The organism is Variovorax sp. CF079, assembly GCF_900101545.1.
Lineage (GTDB): Bacteria > Pseudomonadota > Gammaproteobacteria > Burkholderiales > Burkholderiaceae_C > Variovorax.
On sequence record NZ_FMZU01000009.1, the window covers coordinates 219,495 to 236,351 of the forward strand.

At 67.4% G+C, this 16,857-nt stretch carries 18 protein-coding genes; 6 read left to right on the top strand and 12 right to left on the bottom strand.

Annotation, left to right across the window (positions count from 1 at the left end):
* The first annotated feature begins 10 nt into the window (after positions 1-10).
* Positions 11-2,446 (top strand): PepSY domain-containing protein, encoded by a 2,436-nt coding sequence (locus tag BLS74_RS14410; protein WP_093107293.1) that lies wholly within the window; start codon positions 11-13, stop codon positions 2,444-2,446.
* Positions 2,447-2,452: 6 nt separating this feature from the next.
* Here BLS74_RS14410 and BLS74_RS14415 read toward each other — a convergent pair whose 3' ends face one another.
* From BLS74_RS14415 to BLS74_RS14435, 5 genes are read right to left on the bottom strand one after another with little or no spacing between them, the layout of a single operon-like run.
* Complete coding sequence (locus tag BLS74_RS14415) at positions 2,453-3,142, bottom strand: substrate-binding domain-containing protein (protein WP_093107295.1); 690 nt, start codon at positions 3,140-3,142, stop codon at positions 2,453-2,455.
* Between the two features lie 39 nt (positions 3,143-3,181).
* Positions 3,182-4,162: a Bug family tripartite tricarboxylate transporter substrate binding protein gene (locus BLS74_RS14420; protein ID WP_093107297.1), complete on the bottom strand. Its 981-nt coding sequence runs from the start codon at positions 4,160-4,162 to the stop codon at positions 3,182-3,184.
* Positions 4,159-5,445 (bottom strand): gallate dioxygenase, encoded by a 1,287-nt coding sequence (locus BLS74_RS14425; protein ID WP_093107299.1) that lies wholly within the window; start codon positions 5,443-5,445, stop codon positions 4,159-4,161. The genes BLS74_RS14420 and BLS74_RS14425 overlap by 4 nt, the downstream gene beginning before the upstream one ends.
* A 10-nt stretch (positions 5,446-5,455) precedes the next feature.
* Positions 5,456-6,148: a 4-carboxy-4-hydroxy-2-oxoadipate aldolase/oxaloacetate decarboxylase gene (gene ligK, locus BLS74_RS14430; RefSeq protein ID WP_093107301.1), complete on the bottom strand. Its 693-nt coding sequence runs from the start codon at positions 6,146-6,148 to the stop codon at positions 5,456-5,458.
* A 2-nt stretch (positions 6,149-6,150) separates the two neighbouring features.
* On the bottom strand, positions 6,151-7,179 hold the full coding sequence (locus tag BLS74_RS14435; protein WP_093107303.1) for an amidohydrolase family protein: 1,029 nt from the start codon (positions 7,177-7,179) through the stop codon (positions 6,151-6,153).
* A 154-nt stretch (positions 7,180-7,333) separates the two neighbouring features.
* Between BLS74_RS14435 and BLS74_RS14440 the strand changes: the two genes are divergently transcribed.
* Positions 7,334-8,617, top strand: a complete 1,284-nt coding sequence (locus BLS74_RS14440) for a LysR family transcriptional regulator (RefSeq protein ID WP_093107378.1) — start codon at positions 7,334-7,336, stop codon at positions 8,615-8,617.
* 13 nt (positions 8,618-8,630) lie between these two features.
* Here the strand turns inward: BLS74_RS14440 and BLS74_RS34800 are convergent, their stop codons facing one another.
* The 4 genes from BLS74_RS34800 to BLS74_RS14455 all read right to left on the bottom strand — a co-directional run bounded on the left by BLS74_RS34800 (position 8,631) and on the right by BLS74_RS14455 (position 10,522).
* On the bottom strand, positions 8,631-8,786 hold the full coding sequence (locus tag BLS74_RS34800) for a hypothetical protein (RefSeq protein WP_212733662.1): 156 nt from the start codon (positions 8,784-8,786) through the stop codon (positions 8,631-8,633).
* An 8-nt stretch (positions 8,787-8,794) separates the two neighbouring features.
* Positions 8,795-9,568, bottom strand: a complete 774-nt coding sequence (locus BLS74_RS14445; RefSeq protein WP_212733663.1) for a 3-hydroxyacyl-CoA dehydrogenase family protein — start codon at positions 9,566-9,568, stop codon at positions 8,795-8,797.
* A gap of 36 nt (positions 9,569-9,604) precedes the next feature.
* Positions 9,605-10,093, bottom strand: coding sequence for a RidA family protein (locus BLS74_RS14450; protein WP_093107305.1), 489 nt, complete (start codon positions 10,091-10,093; stop codon positions 9,605-9,607).
* Between the two features lie 156 nt (positions 10,094-10,249).
* A complete protein-coding gene (locus BLS74_RS14455) occupies positions 10,250-10,522 on the bottom strand; it encodes a DNA-directed RNA polymerase subunit alpha C-terminal domain-containing protein (protein ID WP_139191690.1) in 273 nt (90 codons plus the stop codon).
* 323 nt (positions 10,523-10,845) lie between these two features.
* Here BLS74_RS14455 and BLS74_RS14460 point away from each other — a divergent pair, with 323 nt between their 5' ends.
* Both BLS74_RS14460 and BLS74_RS14465 read left to right on the top strand, forming a co-directional pair.
* Entirely contained in the window at positions 10,846-11,232 is a 387-nt protein-coding gene (locus BLS74_RS14460; RefSeq protein ID WP_093107309.1) for a hypothetical protein, read from the top strand.
* Positions 11,233-11,297: 65 nt separating this feature from the next.
* Positions 11,298-12,245: an alpha/beta fold hydrolase gene (locus BLS74_RS14465; protein WP_244503873.1), complete on the top strand. Its 948-nt coding sequence runs from the start codon at positions 11,298-11,300 to the stop codon at positions 12,243-12,245.
* Positions 12,246-12,291: 46 nt separating this feature from the next.
* Here BLS74_RS14465 and BLS74_RS14470 read toward each other — a convergent pair whose 3' ends face one another.
* From BLS74_RS14470 to gcvA, 3 genes are all read right to left on the bottom strand, one after another.
* The gene (locus tag BLS74_RS14470; RefSeq protein WP_170855601.1) at positions 12,292-12,711 is read right to left on the bottom strand and encodes a DUF4189 domain-containing protein; all 420 of its coding nucleotides are present in this window, start codon (positions 12,709-12,711) and stop codon (positions 12,292-12,294) included.
* A 14-nt stretch (positions 12,712-12,725) separates the two neighbouring features.
* Positions 12,726-13,124 carry a VOC family protein gene (locus tag BLS74_RS14475; protein ID WP_093107315.1) on the bottom strand — a complete coding sequence of 133 codons (399 nt, stop codon included), beginning with the start codon at positions 13,122-13,124 and terminating at the stop codon, positions 12,726-12,728.
* A gap of 292 nt (positions 13,125-13,416) precedes the next feature.
* Positions 13,417-14,325 carry a transcriptional regulator GcvA gene (gcvA, locus tag BLS74_RS14480; RefSeq protein WP_170855602.1) on the bottom strand — a complete coding sequence of 303 codons (909 nt, stop codon included), beginning with the start codon at positions 14,323-14,325 and terminating at the stop codon, positions 13,417-13,419.
* A gap of 115 nt (positions 14,326-14,440) precedes the next feature.
* Here gcvA and BLS74_RS14485 point away from each other — a divergent pair, with 115 nt between their 5' ends.
* Together BLS74_RS14485 and leuC are read left to right on the top strand one after the other, a co-directional pair.
* On the top strand, positions 14,441-15,418 hold the full coding sequence (locus tag BLS74_RS14485) for a Bug family tripartite tricarboxylate transporter substrate binding protein (RefSeq protein ID WP_093107318.1): 978 nt from the start codon (positions 14,441-14,443) through the stop codon (positions 15,416-15,418).
* Positions 15,419-15,428: 10 nt separating this feature from the next.
* Positions 15,429-16,856 (top strand): 3-isopropylmalate dehydratase large subunit, encoded by a 1,428-nt coding sequence (leuC, locus tag BLS74_RS14490; RefSeq protein ID WP_093107320.1) that lies wholly within the window; start codon positions 15,429-15,431, stop codon positions 16,854-16,856.
* Position 16,857 lies beyond the last annotated feature (1 nt).

Consider the following 16,857-nt stretch of genomic DNA (forward strand, 5'->3'; position numbering starts at 1 on the left):
GGCTTCTGCGATGGCTCTTCTTCGGCGCATCTGGGTCCAGATTCACTGGTTCATCGGCATCACGGCCGGGACGGTGCTGGCCGTCATCGGCTTGAGCGGCGCCGTGCTTTCGTTCCGCGCCGAGATCGTCGACCTGCTCAATCCGGCGCTGCACCGCGTGCCGGCCGCAGCCGATGCCAGGGCGCTGGCGCCGGCCGCCCTGCTCGACCAACTCCAGGCCGCAGAGCCCGGCCGCCGCGTCCTGACGCTGACGCTTTACGCCGAGCCGGGCCGGCCGGCGCGCGTGAACTTCGCCCCCCCGCCCGGCGAACGCCGCGGCGAAACGCGCCTGGTCGATCCCTTCAGCGCGGCCTTGCTGCCCGAGCCGCGCGGCGATGCCTTCTTCGAGTTCGCCGAAAGCCTGCATCGCTGGCTCTTGATGCCGCGCGACACCGGCAAGCCGGTCACCGGCACGCTGGCCGCAGCGCTGCTGGTGCTCGCACTGTCGGGCCTGTACCTGCGCTGGCCGCGTCGGCCGCTCGCGTGGCGCAGCTGGCTGCGGATCGACTTCGCGCAAAGCGGCCGTATTTTCCTGTGGAACCTGCATGCCGTGGCCGGGACGATCGCGCTCCTGGCCTATCTGGTGTCCGGCCTCACGGGCATCTACTGGGCCTTCGATGGGGTGCGCTCGCTGGTCGACGACGCGGCAGGCGTTGGGCGCGCCGCGCGGACGCAGCGGATGCAGGGCGGCGCCGCCAATGCCGCCGCCCCCGTCCGGCTCGACCTCCAGCGCGTGTGGCTGTCCTTCCAGCAAACGACCGGCGGCGACTGGAGCCAGGTCACGCTGCGCCTGCCGGCGCGCAATGCCTCGCAAGTCGAGGCGACCTACCTGCGCGCCGCGCCCGAGCACGAGCGCGCGCGCAACCGGCTCTACCTGCACGCCGCCACCGGCGAGGCGAGCCAGCACGAACGCTATGCCGACAAGCCGCTGGCCGGACGTCTCGTGAACAGCATCTATCCGCTGCACATGGGCACCTACTGGGGCCTGCCGGGCCGCATCCTGATGATGCTCGCCAGCCTGGGCCTGGTGCTGTTCGCGATCACCGGCTGGATGCTGTACCTCGGCCGCCGTCGCACAAGCCAAGCGGTGCGCGCCGAGCGTGCGCGGCTCGGCCGCGGCCGAAGCGGCGCGGCGCAGGGCGCGGAGCAGGTGCTGATCGCCTTCGCCACGCAGACGGGCCATGCCGAGCGCGTCGCCCTGCAGACCGCGGCCGCGCTGCAGTCGGCGGGCGTCGGCACCGTGGTCAAGACCCTGGCCGAGCTGAGCGTCGATGCGCTGCTGCACTTCCGCAAGGTGCTGTGGGTCGTCAGCACCTTCGGCGACGGCGATCCGCCCGACAGCGCACGCGCCTTCGCGCGCAAGTTCGCGCAGCAGGCGGGCTCGCAGCTGCGGCACGTGCACTACGGCGTGCTGGCACTCGGCGACTGGCACTACGCCGCCTTCTGCGGCTTCGGCCGGAAGCTCGATCACGACCTGCGCAGCCAGGGGGCGCAGGCGCTGTTTCCGATGGTCGAGGTCGACAACGGCAATCCCGAAGCCATCGGGCGCTGGCAGCGGTCGATCGCCGAGGCCTTCGATGTGCGGGGTCCTGCGTGGCCCTCGCATCCGGCCTCTTCTGCCGAGCGTCCCTTCGAAGCCTGGCGGCTCGTGCGCCGCAGCCTGCAGAACGATGGCAGCCAGGGCGATCCGCTGTTCGAGATCGAGCTGCATCGTGCCGGCGCGCCAGCGTGGGCGCCGGGCGCGCTGGTCGAGGTGCTGCCGCCTCATCCGAACGGCACTGCCGATGCCCGTCCTCCTCTTGCGCCGCTGGCGCCGCGCAGCTATTCGGTGGCCTCGATCGCTGCCGACGGCTGCGTGCAACTGCTGGTGCGGCAGGCGCGCCACGACAACGGCCTGGGCGTCGCATCCGGCTGGCTGACCGCCGGCGCGCCGCTCGATGCCGACATCGAGATGCGGCTGGTCGCCAACCCCGGCTTCGCGCTCGCAGACGAGAACCTGCCCTGCATCTTCATCGGCAACGGCTCCGGCTTCGCGGGCCTGCGTTCGCACCTGCGCGAGCGGGTGCGGCGCGGCCACGGGCGCAACTGGCTGGTGTACGGCGAACGCCAGTCCGCGCACGACGCCTTCTGCGCCGCGGAGGTCGCGCAGTGGCAGGCGCTCGGCATGCTGGCGCGCGCCGACCTCGTCTACTCGCGCGACCAGCCCGAGCGCAGGTACGTGCAGGACCGCCTGCGCGAAGCGGCGGACGAACTGCGGCGCTGGATCGCCGATGGCGCGCTCGTCTACGTGTGCGGCAGCCTCGAAGGCATGGCGCCCGGCGTGGACGCGGTTCTCGGGGAAGTGCTGGGAACGGCCGGGTTCGACGAGCTGATCGCGCAAGGCCGCTATCGGCGCGACGTGTATTGAGCCCCTTCAGGCCGGATCCATGCCATGGCGGCGCTTTGATTCGGCGCTGTCCGCCGAGATCATGAAATCGAGCAGCGCGCGCACGGCGGCGGGCTGCGCGGAGCCGATGCCCGGAGCGGCCGAAAAGATCGTGATGATCTGAATCTCCGGTGGCAAGGGGCCGATCAATCGGATCCTTTCGATGCCGATCAGCTCGCTCATTTGCTGGAATCCCAGCGCGGCCTCGCCGCGCGCGATCAGCGAACCGACCGGCACGCCAGGCGGCGCCTGCACCAGTCGGCTCCGGATCTCGCCGGCAATGCCCCAGCGCTCGAACAATGCCATCAATGCGACGCCGCTCGGGCCGGTGGAATAAGCGATGCTCGCGGCGCCCTGCACAGCGCTGCGTAGCGCATCTCCCGTGGAGATGTCGGGTCGCTCGGCGCTCGCGTGCACCGCCACGCCGACGCCCGAGCGGGCCAAGTCGACCTTGCCGGCCGCGTCGACCTTGCCTGCGGCGACCAGCTTGTCGATGGCGTCGGAGGCAAGCGCCACCACGTCGAAGGGCTCGCCCGCGGACACGCGCCGTACGGCTTCGACACCGCCGACCGGCAGGAAGGAGACCGGCACCCCGGTGAGCCGTGAATACATCGCTGCCAGCTCGTCCAGCAGAGCTCGCGTTGCCATCGAGCAGATGCCTCGGATCGAAGTCGTCATGGTGATGGGTGCCAACGAGCCGGCAGGCGAGAGAACATGTCAATCCGGCTTGATGCCGGCCTCGCGAATGAGCTTCCCGTAGCGAACGGCGTCGCTCTTGAGCAGCTTGTCGAAACGCTCGGTCGCACCGGGCAAGGGAACACCGCCGGCCGCGGCGAGCTGGTCGCGTACTTCCGGCGACTCGAGCGCCTTCTGCACGGCTTCATGCAATTTCGTCAGCACCGGCTTGGGAAGGCCTGCCGGTGCCACGAAGCCGTACCAAACGCTGGCTTCGAATCCTGGATAGCCCGACTCGGCGACCGTCGGCACGCCGGGCAGCACCGCTGCGCGCTCGGGACTCATCAGTGCCAGCACGCGCAGCTTGCCGGCCTTCGCCAGCGGCGAGGCTTCGAGCGCATTGACCGCGACCACGTCCACATGCCCGCCGATCACATCGGTGATAGCCGGTGCGCCGCCCTTGTAAGGCACGTGGCGCAGCGATACGCCGGCGGTGTGCTGGAACAGCTCCATGGCCAGGTGCGGCGTGGAACCGTTGCCCGGCGTGGCGACGCTGAGGGTACCGGGCTTGGCCTTGGCAGCGCTCACCAGCTGCTGCAGGGTCCTCCACTCCGAGTCCTCGCGCACCGCAGCCACCACCGGCACCCGCGCGACCAAGGACACCGGCGTCACGTCGCGCTCCAGGTCGTAGGGCGCCGGCTGGAACAGCGTGGGGTTCACGGCCAGTGCGTTGGCTGCCAGCATCAGGGTGTAGCCATCGGGCGGGCTGGCGATGAGCGCCTTGACCGCGATGTTGGTGCCGGCGCCCGGCTTGTTCTCGACGATGATGGGCTGGCCGAGAATGGTGGCCATGCGCTGGCCGACCGAGCGCGCGATCAGGTCGACCGCGCCGCCGGCGCTGTAACCGACGATGATCTTGATGGGCTTGGTCGGGTAGGCATCGGCGGCGCCGGCACCGAATGGCGCGCCGATCGCCAGCAGGCCGGCCAGGGCGAGCAGGTGGCGGCGGGAAAGCATCTTCATGACCTGTTCCAGGTTTGGGGCGCCGCGTCCTTGCCGGCCACCGAATACAGTGCGCTAGGCGCGTTGCGGGTTTGCTGGAACGCTTCCAGCGATTGGCCGCGCATGGCGGCGTAGATGTGAAGGTTGGAAACGCCGAGCACGGCGCCGAGCTTCTCGAGCATGAAGAAGATGACGCCGTAGTGGATCAATCCGCGCCAGTCGCGCTGGCGTACGAGTTCGCGCTCTTGCAGGGTCAGCTCGGCCGCTTCGAACGCGCCCTCTTCGTCAGCCAGGAAGCGGGCGCGATGCTCGGGGCGCGTCATGCCGTGCAGGAACTTGTTGAGACGCAAGGCGCGCACGCTGGTCTCCAGCGTGAACGGATAGGTGCCCTCCAGCGCTTCCACGCCGACCAATTGCTCATCGATGCGGCGACGATGCCGCTTCGCCTCGCCGGCGACCGGCGGGCTCGCCAGGTTCTCGTAGATCGCGGTGGCGATGCCGGTCATCGAAGGCAGGTAGTAGCTCTGGTGCGTCTTGCGGACGTTGGACGAAAGGGCGCCCCGCATGACCAGCCACATGATGACTTCCGCACCTTCAAGTCCGCCCAGGGTCGCCAGCTCCGCCTGGGTCATCTCGGTGAGCCGGACCGGGTCGTTCTCGATCAGGTCGAGGAACTGCGCATCCCAGGCTGTGTTGTTGAAGCCGGCGCGCTCACCGTGCACCTGATGCGAAAGGCCGCCCGTTGCAACGATGGCCACCTTCAGGTCTTCCGGATAGCTTTCGATCGCGCGCCGCAATGCCTGCCCCAGGCGCCAGCAGCGCCGCGCCGATGGCGCGGGCGACTGCAGCACGCCGACCTGCAGCGGCACGACCGGTGTCGGCCATGCCGGCTCGTGGGGGCACAGCAGCGAAAGCGGCGAGAACACGCCATGGTCCAGCGGCCGGTCCTGGAAGAAGGACATGTCGAACTCGTCGGCCACCAGCGAGCGGCCGATGTGCCGCGCCATCGCCGGGTGGCCGGCCAGAGCAGGCAGATCGCGCGCGCCGCCACCCTCGTCCGCCACCTCGTGCCGCTCGCCAACGCCGAGTGCGAAGGCCGAATAGTGGTCGAAGAAGAAGGAGCTGACGTGGTCGTTGTAGATGACGAACAGCACGTCGGGTTGGCGCTCTTCCAGCCAGCGTTGCACGGGCTCGAAGGCCTCGAAGATGGGTGCCCAGACCGGGTCCTGCTGCTTGCTCTTGTCGAGAGCGAAGCCGATGGTGGGCGTATGCGAGCAGGCGACGGCGCCGATGATGCGAGCCATGTGTCTGCGCTCAGTCGATGTAGCGCAGGCCGGCCTTGGCCAGCGGCTCGCGCATGGCGTACATGTCCAGGCCGAGCTCGCCGGCGGCGAAACGCGCGCGCTTGTTGACCTCGTTGGACTCGCGGGCTTCGGCCGCGTCGGCCACCTGCTGCGCGCGCGAAGCCGGCACCACCACCACGCCGTCGATGTCGGCCACCACCACGTCGCCCGGATGCACCAGGGCGCCGGCACACACCACCGGCACGTTGACCGAGCCCAGCGTCGCCTTGATCGTGCCCTTCGCATGGATGGCGCGGCTGAACACGGGGAAGTTCATCCCTGTGAGATCGCGCACGTCGCGCACGCCGCCGTCGATCACCAGGCCCTTGCAGCCACGCGCCTTGAAGGAGGTAGCCAGCAGATCGCCGAAGAAGCCGTCGGTGCTGTCGCTGGTGCAGGCCGCGACCACCACGTCGCCGGGCTGGATCTGCTCTGCCGCGACATGCAGCATCCAGTTGTCGCCGGGCTGCAGCAGTACGGTGACGGCCGGACCGCACAAGCGCGCGTCGGGATAGATGGGGCGGATGCGCGGTTGCATCAGGCCGAGGCGGCCGAGCGCCTCGTGCACGGTCGAGACGCCGAAGCGTGAGAGCTTTTCGACAGCGGCCGGGTCGGCGCGCGTGACGCTGCGGTGGACGACGCCGAGTTGATGGAGTGTGGTCATGGTCAAAGGCTCTTGGCTTTGAGGGCGCGGTCGAGGCGCGGATACACCCGGCGCGCGTTGGCTTCGTAGATCTGGTGGCGCGCCGCGTCGTCGAGCATGGGCGTGGCGTCGATGTAGCGCCGCGTGTCGTCGTAGGGAAAACCGGTCTCCGGATCGATGCCGCGCACCGCGCCGATCATTTCGCTGGCGAACAGGATGTTGTCGACCGGGATCACGCGCGTCAGCAGATCGATGCCCGGCTGGTGGTAGACGCAGGTGTCGAAGAAGATGTTGTTCAGCAGGTGGTCCTTCAGCAGCGGCTTCTTCATTTCCTGCGCCAGGCCGCGGAACCGGCCCCAGTGGTAGGGCACCGCGCCGCCGCCGTGCGGGATCACGAAGCGCAGCGTCGGGAAGTCCTCGAAGAGGTCCGACGTCAGGCACTGCATGAAGGCCGTGGTATCGGCGTTCAGGTAGTGCGCACCGGTGGTATGGAAGCAGGCATTGCAGCTCGTGCTCACATGCACCATCGCCGGGATGTCGTGCTCCACCATCTTTTCGTAGAGCGGGTACCAGTGGCGGTCGGACAGTGGGGGGCTGGTCCAGTGGCCACCCGAAGGGTCGGGGTTGAGGTTGAGGCCGACGAAGCCGTACTCCTTCACGCAGCGCTCCAGCTCCGGGATGCAGGTGCGCGGATCGACCCCCGGCGACTGCGGCAGCATGGCCGCGCCGATGAAGTGATCAGGGAACAACTGGCTGACGCGAAAGCACAGCTCGTTGCATAGGGCCGCCCAAGCGGAAGAAATCTCGAAGTCGCCGATGTGGTGCGCCATGAAGCTCGCCCGCGGGCTGAAGATCGTCAGATCGCTGCCGCGCTCCTTCATGAGGCGCAACTGATTGCCCTCGATCGACTCGCGCAACTCGTCGTCGCTGATCTTCAAATCCGAGGCGCGGGGCTTCAGCGCGGAATCCCTGATGCCCGCGATCTGCTGATTGCGCCAGTTCTCCAGTGCCTTGGGAGCAGTGGTGTAGTGGCCATGGCAGTCGATGATCATTTGCAATCCAGTCGGTTGATGACGTCATTGCGCCAAGTGTGGTTGCCGGCGCCGCGGCGTGGCGTGAATTCGGCTTGCCTTGCCATCAGACTTCTTTATCTGCTAGGGTTTACACTGAGATTCATCAACTCCTTTGGAGAGAGAAGATTTGCCGGTGAAGCCCGACCATCAGAGACACAAAGTTATCGACAGGGCACACAGCGGCGCGCTCGGCATCAACCTGCGGCACCTGCGCGCGTTCTCGGCCGTGGCCGCGGCCGGCAGCATCGCCGGGGCCGCGGACGAGCTGTACCGCGTGGCCTCGGGCGTCACGCGCTCCATCTCTGAACTCGAAGGCGGGCTGGGCAGGCCGCTGTTCGATCGACGCCCGCGCGGAATGGCGCTGAATTCGTACGGCGAGCTGGTGCTGGTGCGTGCGCACCGCATCGAGCGCGAGTTCGAAGACGCACGAGCCCGGCTCGTCGCACGCGGCGGCATCGGCGCGTCTGCCGACCTCCACCCGCTGTTCACGTCGATACTGAACGGCCGTCGTCTCGCGGTGGTCGCGAGTCTCGTCGAGAAGCGCAACATGCCTGCGGTCGCGCGCGAGTTCGGGATCACGCAGCCGGCCATCAGCAGCGCGCTGAAGGACCTTGAAGGCGGGCTCGGTGTCGCGCTCTTCGATCGCAAGACGCGCGGGCTGTCGCCGACGCCGGCGGGCGAGATCGTCGCGTTCCACTTCAAGCGGGTGCTTGCGGAACTGCGCCACATCGGCCCGGACATCGCCGCCAGCGAAGGAACGCTGCAGGGGAGCGTGAATGTCGGCGCGCTTCCGCTCGGCCGTACGCAGATCCTGCCGCTCGCGATCGCTTCGCTGGTCGTGCGTCACGCGGGACTGCACGTTGCGACGGTTGAGAGCCCATACGACGCGTTGGCAGCATCGCTGCGCAGCGGCGACATCGACTTCATCCTCGGCGCACTGCGCAGCGCCGACGAGGCGAAGGACCTGAAGCAGGAAGCGCTGTTCGAGGATCGCATTTCGGTGATCGCACGCGCCGGCCATCCGCTCGCACGCGCCGCGCGCATCGACTTCGATGCGTTGCGCCAGGCGAGATGGGCGCTCTCGCGGCACGGCTCGCCGTCGCGCGAGTTGCTCGAGCGCTTCTTCTCGGAGGCGCGGCAGGCGCCGCCGATGCCTGCCGTCGAGACCGGCGATCTCGCGGTGCTGCGCGGCTTGCTGCTGGAAAGCGACATGCTGACCGCGATCTCGGCGCACCAGCTGCGTTACGAGATTCGCGACCGCAGCCTGGTCGTACTGAACTTCCCCCTTGACCGGACGCGCCGCGAGATCGGTCTCACGCAGCGTCTGGGCGCATTCCCCTCGCCGGGCGCGCGAGCGTTGATGCAAGAGATCAGAGCGGTGGTGGCTCGATCCCCCGATTTCCGCGCTCGGCGTTGATCCGACGCCATGCTCAGCTCGGTTCGTCGGCGTGCGGCCTGCCGAGAACAAGGATGTTGGCCGCCTGCATCAGTGCGGTCTCATATCGCTGGCACTCTTCGGCGATGGCTTCGTCCGTCCAATCCCTGAAACCTTTCTTCGCCTTGACGCCGAAGCGCCCGCGCGTCATCAGATCCGTCAGCGTCTTTCGGGGGGCGCTGTCGTTGCAGAGCGACGGATAGATGACGGTCGCCGCCGCGTGCTGGGTATCGAAGCCCGCGAACTCCTTGAGCAACATCGGGCCGGCAGCTGCATAGCGGAATCCGAATCCAAACCGAACAGCGACATCGACGTCCTCGGCCGTCGCAGCCCCTCGTCGATGACGGCAAAAGCCTCCCGCATCAGCGCGTGCTGGATGCGGTTGGCGAGGAAGCCTGGAACGTCGCGATTCACGCGCACCGGCGCTCTTCCCAGCGAGCGGAACACCTGGTGGAGCGCATCCAATGTCGATGCTTCAGTGCGTTCGCCTTTGGCGATTTCCACCAAGGGGACCAGATGCGCGGGCTGAAAGAAATGGGTGTTCGCCATGCGCTCTGCGGTTTTCAGGCCCGCACAGATGTCGGTGATGCGCATGCTGGAGCTATTCGACCCCATTGGAACGCCCGCAGGAGCCAGCCTGTCCAGGGTCGAAAAAATCGACTTCTTGATCTCCATATTCTCCGTGACCGACTCCAGCACGATATGGACGTTGGCCCATGAGATGTCTTCGATCCGGGAGTGAAATACCAGTGACCCGGACTCTTGCTCCGAGCCCAGCTGCTGGACAGACTTCGCGATGCGCTCCTGCGCACCCACCCACTTCGAGGGACTGTGCCCCACGAGCTGCACCGACCATCCGCCGGCCAGGAAGATGGCCGCAATATCGCAGCCCATGATTCCGCACCCGATCACCACCGCGCTTCGATCATTCATGCTCACACCTTGATTCTTCGTTGGCCGGATCACGTTCTAGAGCGCATCGCGCGCGGCGACGATCATGTCCAGCTCCACGGCCGCATTCTTCGGCAGGGCGTAGACGCCGACGGAGGTGCGGGTGTGCACGCCGGCCTCGCCGAAGACACGGTGCATCAGATCCGAGGCTGCATCGGCCACCTCGCTTTGCTGCGTGAAGTCGGCGGTGCATTGCACAAGCACGCCGATGCGCAGGATCTTCTCGATCGCATCGAGCGAGCCGAGGGTCTGGCGCAGGATGGCGAGGGCGCGCAGCGCGCAGATCTGCGCAGCCTTCCGCGCCTCATCGAGCGAGACCTGTTCTCCGACGCGGCCGGTCACCATCACCGTGCTGCCGACCCGCGGCACCTGGCCGCTGATGTAGACCGTGCGGCCATCACGCACGGCGGACACGTAGTGGCCGCCGATGCGGATCTCACCGTCGAAGCCATGCCCCAGTTCGGCCGCGATCTGATCGGCAATCTGGCTGCGGGTCAGTGTTGTCATGGAACCTCTCGCTTGAACGGGGTTCCATCCTCGTCGCGCAGTGCGGGGAAGAACAGATACAGAACGTGCGAAGTCGATGCGCAACAGGTGGATGTTCGGTCGTGCGACCGACTTGATCAGTGCGCGCAGGCGGTGGCCACGACCGAACCCCGTCGCTTACCGCTGCGCAGCCCCGGTAACGGCGCCCGGCTCCCTCCTCCCATCGTCCGCAAGCCGCAGCCCGCGGCGCTCCACGCTCGAAGCGATCTGCGCCACCGACCGGCGTCCCAGTCGCGTCATGACAAACAGCTTCCGGGGCGATACGCGCGTCACGTCGCGGACTGTGTTCAGGTCGTGGCGCCGCAGCACGTTGGAGGCTCGCAAGGAAAGGCCGAGGATCGCGATGTCGGCGTCGAGAAGGGTTTCGCTGGACGGTTCTGCTTGTGGCATGGGCGGGCGGGTGGCAACGGATGCCGCTTGACAGTGCACATGCCGTGCCTGCGCTCGTGCACCCTCCTTTCCCGGAGGCTCGCGAAGGCATGGCCGCACCGTGTTGGAAATGCGGACAAATCAACTGCCTGAAACATCGACAACTGTCTGCTGAATGAGCAGGGTTGTCCCTGAGGCATGCGCGTGCGACCTCACCCCATGTGAACCGCGTCACATGCCACGCGTGCGCTGCTTACTCGTGCCGAAGGAGGCGAATCCCCAAAATTAGCGGCCATGGCGAACCCGATTGCGACACGGGTTCCGATCGACGAAAGGCCCACATTGTGCGCAGTTCCTCCTTCATCCGGTTCGCCTTCGCCGCACTCGCGACATTCGCCATCCTGCAGCCGGGCGCGGCCTTCGCCGAAGAGCGCACCTACCTGAGCAAGGCCGAGATCGAGGCCAGCCTGCTCGGCAAGACGGTGGTGTCGAAGAACATCGCGAGCGGAAAGCTTTCCCAGTGGGAATTCCGCGCAGACGGAACGGTGGAAGCCGTGGGCGGGCTCGGCCGGGTCGTGGGCACCTGGAGCATCCGTGACGACGGGCAGACTTGCGTGAAGGTGCTGGGCCGCACCGGATGCCGCTACTGGTTCCGCCAGGGCGGCGCCTACGCCAACGCGGACACCAACCAGGCCGATGCCCCGGTCGTGGCCGAGGTGCGCTATCTTTGATGCGCTTCGCCTGTGCCGGGTTGAGGCCAGCTTCAAGAAGGACCTTGCGTATGTCGCGAGCATCCATGCAGAAAGTACTGATCGCTGTTCTTGCGCTTGGCTTTTCAGTTCTCGTTGGATGCACCCGACATGCTCGCGAGCAAGCTTCAAAAGCAGAAGTCGGATTCATAGAGGCGACTTCCGACATCAAGCTCAGGCGGATGGTCGTTCACACTGCAAGGCCGAAAGGCGTCGTGCTTTTTCTGCATGGCTTTCCGGAGACTCTCCATGCCTGGAAGGATATTTCCCTGGTGCTCGGCAAGGACTACGAAGTCCATGCTTTCGACTGGCCGGGCTACGGTCTTTCATCAAGACTGCCGGCGGGCAAGTTCTCTTACGCGCCGCAAGACTATGCGCGTGTGCTGAAGGCATACATCGACAAGGCAGGCATCGATAGATCCAGGCTGGTCATCTACGCCACGGACATCGGTGCCCTGCCGGCGCTTCTTCTCGCCTTGGAAGAGCCGGGTATCGCGAGGACGATCATCGTGGGCGACTTTGCGCCATTCGACAGGCCTCAGTACATGCACGAGAACCTGCAGGGCCTCAAGTCGAAGCCATCGTCCGATTTGATTCATGCCTCGATGAACAGGAATCGCGACGAGATACTGGAGAACGCTTTCAGAAGAGGCTTGCCAAAGAATGAGCAGTTCGACCTGTCCCCGGAACTCAAGGACGACATGCTGCGCGGATGGAGTCAAGACGGCCTCACCTCGGCGGATGCCTTCTATCACTACTACTCACACTTCACCAGGGATCAGAAGTATTTCGAGTCCCATCTGGCGAGGCTCAAGACGCCCGTCAAGGTCATCTGGGGTGAGAAGGATTTCTATATCAACAAGGAGATGGGCGTCGAGTTCGCCAAGAAGGCCAATATCGAATTCACTCTTCTCCCCCATCTCGGGCACTATCCGCATCTCCAAGATCCAAAACAAACAATCGCAGAAATTCAGGCCTCCTTCAGCAGCAGGTGAGAAAAGCTCTGAATGTCGCTTCGACCCGGCCCACGCGAGGCCGCGCTCAGCGCGACGAGCAGACGCTGACGACCACCTTGCAAGGCTCTGTCGGCAGATGGCTGTCGCATTGCCCGGCGGCCGCCTTGCCCGCAGCGGCCGCCGTGGAAGCGGTGGCCGTGCCCCATTCCCCGTAGTTTCCCGTCGCGAGAGCGCCGCAGGAGCGATCGAAGTACGCGCGGACCGCACAAGGGCCCGAGCGGCCCGCCGCGCGATCGCACTGGGCGCGTGCCGCAAGCTCCGCAGCGCCGCGGGATGGGTGGTTGATCGAGTAGCCGTACCACCCGTGCACGGACGCGATCGCGCCCCAGCTCGGGCCTTGGCCGGGGTTGGCATGGGCCGGAGCGACGGCGATGTCTGTCAGGCCGCAGCACAACGGCAGCGCAAGCGCTCCGAGCATGCGGGCTACGCGTGATGGAAGGCTCATGGAGCAGCGGACCGCTAGCTCCCCGCGGGTTCGTGGCATGCGACGCAGAGCTTGTTGCCATCCGGGTCGCGGAAGTAGGCGCCGTAGTAGTGCGGGTGGTACTGTTCTCTGAGCCCGGGCGGTCCTTCGCAGCTTCCGCCATGTTCCAGCGCTGCCTGATGTGCAGTGTGGACCTTGGCCCGGTCGGCGGCAGCGAAGGCAATCATTTGACCGTTTCCGGCCTCATGCGGCTGGCCGTCGTAGGGTTTGCAGATCACGAAGAACGGCCGCGCGCGCCCGGCGCTGTGCCAGCCCGCCCATGGCTTCTCGCGCTCGCAGAACCGAAGCTCGATGCCGAGGCTGTCCATGACGGCGCTGTAGAAGGTCAACGCGCGCTCGAAATCGGTCACGCTCACAAAGACATGTGAAAACACAGAGGCTCCTGCGGCACGGGTGATGAGAAATGGGAGCTGCATTCTGACGTAGCGGCATGTCGCGGCGCCGATGGTTCTTCGGCCTGCTCGCGATCTCGATCGTGTTCGACACCTTGCTGAAGGGGCACCAGTACTTCGCCGGCTTCGACCTCGAGTACCCGCTGCACATCGGGGGCTACCTCGTGCTGGCGGGGGGTCGCGGCCTATACGGCGAACCGGCGTTTCCACGCGGGGCTCGCGGCGGCGAATCTGGTCTACCAGCTGTCGTGGATCCTGCGCAGCTTGGACGTTCTCAGCTAGGGCCCGCCCGGGACATCGCCTCGGCCTCCTGCACGATCCAGGCTTCGAAGGCCTGCACGCGCTCGGGCAGCGGCGCTTCGCTGCGGCAGGCCAGGTAGTAGGCGCCCGGCGTTTCCACCTGCAGCGCAAACGGCGCCACCAGGCGGCCCGATGCCAGGTCGTCGCGCACGAAGGCGTGCAGCGCGACCATCACGCCCAGCTGGTCCGCTGCCGCCTGGTAGGCCAGCGCGGCGTTCTCGAACTTGAGGCCGCTGTTGCCGTCGATCTGCGGCGCGCCCGCGGCCGCCAGCCAGGCCGGCCAGTCCTTGGGCCGGTTCATCGAACACAAGAGCACGTGGCGCGCGAGGTCGGCCGGCCGCGCCAGTGGTGGCCCGCGCTGCAGCAGGCCCGGCGCGCAGACCGGCAGCAGTGTCTCGCCGAACAGGCGCCGCACGCCCGGCCCCGCGGGCGGGCTCGGCTCGGAATGGATGCTCACGTCCACCTCCTCGCGCGCGAAGTCGGCGCGCTGGTGCGAGGTGGTGATCTGCACGTCGATGCGCGGGTGCAGCGCATGGAAGCGCGCGAGCCGCGGCACCAGCCAGCGGATCGCGAAGGTGGGCGGCAGCTTGATGCGCAGGCAGCGCTCGTCGGGGCTGGCCTGCAACTGGCGCGTGCCGTAGTCGATCTGGTCCAGCGCCGCGCGCACGGTGCCGAAGTAGGCCTGCCCCGGCGGCGTGAGCGCGATGCCATGACGGCCGCGCTCGAAGAGTTGCACCTTGAGCCAGCCTTCCAGCGTCGCGACATGCCGGCTCACCGCGCCCTGGGTGACGCACAGCTCCTGGGCCGCGCGCGTGAAATTGCCGCAGCGGGCCGCGGCTTCGAAGGCGCGCAGGGCATTGAGCGGGGGCAGACGTCGTGACATGGAAGTTGAGGTTGAGGCATGAGCTTTGATCATGCCCCGCATGCCTTAATTGTGATTGCTGCGCCGGGCTGCGGCAAATAGCATGGCCTCCACTACAAAGACAGGAGACCACGCGATGATGAAGAAAGCGCATGTCTGCATGATGGCGGCCCTGCTCGCCGCCGCAGGACTCGCGGCAGCCCAGCAAGGAGCCGCCGGCTACCCGAACCAGCCGATCAAGCTGATGGTGCCCTGGCCCGCGGGCGGCGGCGTCGACACCACCGCGCGCATGATCTCGGAGCCGATCGCGCAGAAGCTGGGCCAGCCGATCGTGATCGACAACCGCGGCGGCGCGGGCGGCAACATCGGTACCGAGCTCGCGGCGCGCATGAAGCCCGACGGCTACAACCTGCTGATGGGCTCGATCAGTCCCAACGCGGTCAACATCCATCTCTATTCGAAGCTGGGCTTCGACCCGATCAAGGACTTCGCGCCGATCGTCTACGTCTCGAACGTGCCCAACATCCTCGTCGTGCCGGCCTCCTCGCCGGCCAAGACGGCCAAGGAGCTGATCGAGGTGGCGCGCGCCAATCCGGGCAAGCTCAACTACGGCTCCGGCGGCGTCGGCTCCTCGCAGCACCTGGCGGCGGTGCAGTTCATGAGCGCCGCCAAGATCAACATCGTGCACGTGCCCTACAAGGGCACCGCGCCGGCCGAGGCCGACCTGGTGGCGGGCCACATCTCGCTGATGCTCGACACCACCACCTGCCTGCCCTTCATCGCCAGCGGCAAGATGCGCGCGCTCGCGGTGGCCTCGAAAAAGCGCAATCCCGCGCTGCCCGACGTGCCCACTTTCGACGAAGTGGGTCTGCCCGGCGTCTATGCCTCCTCGTGGTACGGGCTGATGGCGCCGGCGGGCACGCCGCGGCCCGTCATCGACAAGCTCAATGCCGAGGCCAACCAGGTGCTGCAGTCGGTCGACATGAAGCGGCGCATGGCCGAGTTCGGCGCCGAGATCGGCGGCGGCACGCCCGAGGAGTTCGGCCAGTTCATCGTCTCCGAGATCAAGCGCTACGAGTCGATCGTGCGCTTGTCAGGCGCCAAGCTCGATTGATCCAGAACCGATGACATCGAACACGCCCCCACGCACCCTCCTCGACAAGATCTGGGCCGAGCACGTCGTGATGCAGCGCGACGACGGCCAGAGCCTGCTCTATGTCGACCGCCACCTGCTGCAGGACGGCTCGGCGCCGGCCTTCGAGATGCTGCGGCAGAAGGGTCTGAAGGTCCGCGCGCCGGAGCGCGCCTTCGCCACGCCCGACCACTACGTGCCCACCGACGCGCGCGCGCTCGGCCGCATCGCCGACCCCGAGAAGCGCGCGATGGCGCAGGCGCTCGAGGACGATTGCGCCGCCGCCGGCATCCGCTTCTTCGGCCTCGACGACGAGCGCCAGGGCATCGTGCACGTGGTCGGCCCCGAGCAGGGCTTGAGTCTGCCGGGCATGCTGATCGTCTGCGGCGACAGCCATACCTCCACGCACGGCTCGCTCGGCGCATTGGCCTTCGGCATCGGCGCTTCGGAAGTGGCGCACGTGCTCGCCACGCAGACGCTGTGGCAGCGCAAGCCGCGCACGCTGCGTGTCAGCGTCGAGGGCCGTCTAGTCGCGGGCGTGACGGCCAAGGACATCATCCTCGCCGTCATCGGCCGCCTCGGCACCGCCGGCGCCACCGGCCACGTGATCGAGTACGCGGGCGAGGCGATCCGCGCCCTCTCGATGGAAGCGCGCATGACGGTGTGCAACATGTCGATCGAAGCCGGCGCGCGCGCCGGCATGATCGCGCCCGACGACACCACCTTCGCCTGGCTGGCCGGCCGGCCCCACGCGCCGCAGGGCGCCGCCTGGGACCAGGCCGTGGCGCGCTGGCGCACGCTGCCCGGCGATGCCGATGCGCGCTTCGACCGCGAGCTCTCGCTGCATGCGGACGACATCGCGCCCATGGTCACCTGGGGCACCAGCCCCGAGGACGTGCTGCCCATCTCGGGCCGCGTGCCCGACCCCGCGAACGCGGCCGGCGCCGAGAAACGCGAGGCCATGCGCCGCGCCCTCGCCTACATGGGCCTCGAGGCCGGCCAGGCCTTGACCGACATCGCGGTGCAGCGCGTGTTCATCGGCTCCTGCACCAACGGCCGCATCGAAGACCTGCGCAGCGCCGCCGCCGTGGCGCGCGGGCGCCATGTGGCCGAGGGCGTCGAGGCCTGGGTGGTGCCCGGCTCGGGGCTGGTCAAGCGCCAGGCCGAGGCCGAGGGGCTGGATGCGGTGTTCCGCGCGGCCGGCTTCCAGTGGCGCTACGCGGGCTGCTCGATGTGCCTGGGCACCAACGGCGACCAGGTCGCGCCGGGCCAGCGCTGCGCCTCCACCTCCAACCGCAATTTCGTCGGCCGCCAGGGGCCGGGTGCACGTACGCACCTGATGAGCCCGGCCATGGCTGCCGCCGCTGCCGTGACCGGCCGGCTCGCCGACGTGCGCGGCCTGATGCAGAAGGAGCATTGAG

Bases quoted from the DNA above. Each gene is read 5' to 3' on its own strand.
- BLS74_RS14445 (WP_212733663.1), bottom strand. From the start codon at position 9,568: ATGAATGATCGAAGCGCGGTGGTGATCGGGTGCGGAATCATGGGCTGC.
- BLS74_RS14450 (WP_093107305.1), bottom strand. From the start codon at position 10,093: ATGACAACACTGACCCGCAGCCAGATTGCCGATCAGATCGCGGCCGAA.
- BLS74_RS14455 (WP_139191690.1), bottom strand. From the start codon at position 10,522: ATGCCACAAGCAGAACCGTCCAGCGAAACCCTTCTCGACGCCGACATC.
- BLS74_RS14465 (WP_244503873.1), top strand. From the start codon at position 11,298: ATGCAGAAAGTACTGATCGCTGTTCTTGCGCTTGGCTTTTCAGTTCTC.
- BLS74_RS14420 (WP_093107297.1), bottom strand. From the start codon at position 4,162: ATGAAGATGCTTTCCCGCCGCCACCTGCTCGCCCTGGCCGGCCTGCTG.
- gcvA (WP_170855602.1), bottom strand. From the start codon at position 14,325: ATGTCACGACGTCTGCCCCCGCTCAATGCCCTGCGCGCCTTCGAAGCC.
- BLS74_RS14410 (WP_093107293.1), top strand. From the start codon at position 11: ATGGCTCTTCTTCGGCGCATCTGGGTCCAGATTCACTGGTTCATCGGC.
- BLS74_RS34800 (WP_212733662.1), bottom strand. From the start codon at position 8,786: ATGACGCGCGGGCGCTTCGGCGTCAAGGCGAAGAAAGGTTTCAGGGAT.
- BLS74_RS14425 (WP_093107299.1), bottom strand. From the start codon at position 5,445: ATGGCTCGCATCATCGGCGCCGTCGCCTGCTCGCATACGCCCACCATC.
- BLS74_RS14415 (WP_093107295.1), bottom strand. From the start codon at position 3,142: ATGACGACTTCGATCCGAGGCATCTGCTCGATGGCAACGCGAGCTCTG.
- BLS74_RS14435 (WP_093107303.1), bottom strand. From the start codon at position 7,179: ATGATCATCGACTGCCATGGCCACTACACCACTGCTCCCAAGGCACTG.
- leuC (WP_093107320.1), top strand. From the start codon at position 15,429: ATGACATCGAACACGCCCCCACGCACCCTCCTCGACAAGATCTGGGCC.
- BLS74_RS14485 (WP_093107318.1), top strand. From the start codon at position 14,441: ATGATGAAGAAAGCGCATGTCTGCATGATGGCGGCCCTGCTCGCCGCC.
- ligK (WP_093107301.1), bottom strand. From the start codon at position 6,148: ATGACCACACTCCATCAACTCGGCGTCGTCCACCGCAGCGTCACGCGC.
- BLS74_RS14470 (WP_170855601.1), bottom strand. From the start codon at position 12,711: ATGAGCCTTCCATCACGCGTAGCCCGCATGCTCGGAGCGCTTGCGCTG.